We start from the raw sequence: 1838 nt of genomic DNA on the forward strand, positions 1-1838 counted from the left end.
TAGGAGTCTGCTGAACAATCCTGGGGATTCTCCCAGCCGGGCGGTGCCCGGCTGGGAGAATCTTGGTGTGCAGGGTGAGAGCCGGATCGATCGTGAGTTGCTGGACGCGGCGGCGTTGGTGGGGCATCTGGTCCCTGAGGGCAGTGTGTTCGCGTTCTTGGCCGAGCATCGGCTGCGGGTGTTCCCCGACGGGCTGTTCGCGGACCTGTTCCCCTCGTCGAAGGGGCGCCCGTCGCTGCCGGGGGATCTGGTCGCCTGCGTGCTGGTGCTGCAGACCCTGCATCATCTGTCCGATCGGGAGGCGGTCGAGGCGCTGCGGTGTGATCTGCGGTGGAAGGCCGCGTGCGGGCTGGCGCTGACCGACGAGGGGATCCACCCCTCGGTGCTGACGTACTGGCGGCGCAGGTTGGCGGCCTCCGAGCGCCCGAACCGGGTCTTCGAGGCGGTCGCGCAGGTGATCGCGGCGACCGGGGTGCTCAAGGGCAAGACGCGGCGGGCGCTGGACTCGGCCGTTCTGGACGACGCGGTCGCCACCCAGGACACCGTCACCCAGCTGATCGCCGCGATCCGGCGGGTGGCCCGCGAGGTGCCCGGTGCCGCTGAGGTGATCGCGGCGCACTGCTCGGCGCATGACTACACCGACCCCGGCAAGCCCGCCATCGCCTGGGACGACGACCAGGCCAAGCAGCGGCTGGTGTCGGGCCTGGTCAACGACGCCCTGACGGTGGTGGCCGCGTTCCAGGAGGCCGCCGCCCAGGGCCGCTTGGACGAGCCGGCCGCCCAAGCGGTCGCGCTGCTGGCGCTGGTGGCCGGCCAGGACGTCGAACCCGCCGACGGCTCCGACGGCACCGACGGCCGGTGGAAGATCGCCCGAAAAGTCGCCCCCGACCGCCTCATCTCCACCGTCGACCCCGACACCCGCCACGTCCACAAGAGCGTCCACCACCGCCAGGACGGCTACAAGGCCCACGTGGCCATCGAACCCGACACCGGCCTGTTCACCGCCGCCCGCCTCACCAAAGCGGCCGGGCCCGACAACCACGAGGCCGTGGTCGGCGTCGAGTTGATCGAAGGCGAGGACCGCGACCAGGCCGATCAGAACCTGGAAGTACTGGGCGACTCGGCCTACGGCACCGGCGAGGCACGCGCCGCCCTGATCCAGGCGGGACATACGCCGGTCATCAAGCCGGGCCCGCTGCGTCCGGCCGTCACCGGCGGGTTCACCATCGACGACTACACCGTCAACGAAGCCGCCGGGACCGTGACCTGCCCGGCCGGTGTCACCCGCCGCATCACCGCCAAACGATCGGTGACGTTCGGGGCCGCCTGCCGCGGCTGCCCGCTCCGCCAACGCTGCACCAAGAGCAAGGACGGCCGCAGCCTCACCCTTCATCCACAGGATGCGATCCTGCGGCAAGCCCGCGCCGGCTGGGCCACCGATCCCGACCTGCGCGACACCTACCGGCAGCACCGGCCCATGGTCGAACGCTCCATCGCCTGGCTCATCGGCCCGCACGGCCGCGCCCGCAAACTCCGCCACCGCGGCACTACCAACGGCGACCTCTGGCTCCACCTGCGCCTGGCCGGACTCAACCTACGCCGACTGCTCAACCTCGGCCTCACCCACACCGGCCAGGGCTGGATACTGGCCTGACAACCCAGGCCCCCAGCCCAGGGCCCGGCCCGTCCCTTGCACACCCCCCGACCCTCCACCAAGCTGGACCACGCGGGAAGGGCGACCACTTTGTCGACCCCACGGGGCCTGACCCAACCAGCCGCACAGACGGCCATGTCGGCGCCCTTCCCGCCCACATCACCCCTTGTTCAGCACACTCCTA

Annotated in this window: 1 protein-coding gene; it reads left to right on the forward strand. The window is 71.1% G+C overall.

The annotated features are described in order from the left end of the window. Window positions 1–67: 67 nt before the first annotated feature. Window positions 68–1654: an IS1182 family transposase gene (locus tag AL2_RS35780; protein WP_067641737.1), complete on the forward strand. Its 1587-nt coding sequence runs from the start codon at window positions 68–70 to the stop codon at window positions 1652–1654. Window positions 1655–1838: the final 184 nt, after the last annotated feature.

The organism is Actinomadura latina NBRC 106108, from assembly GCF_001552195.1.
Classification (GTDB): domain Bacteria; phylum Actinomycetota; class Actinomycetes; order Streptosporangiales; family Streptosporangiaceae; genus Spirillospora; species Spirillospora latina.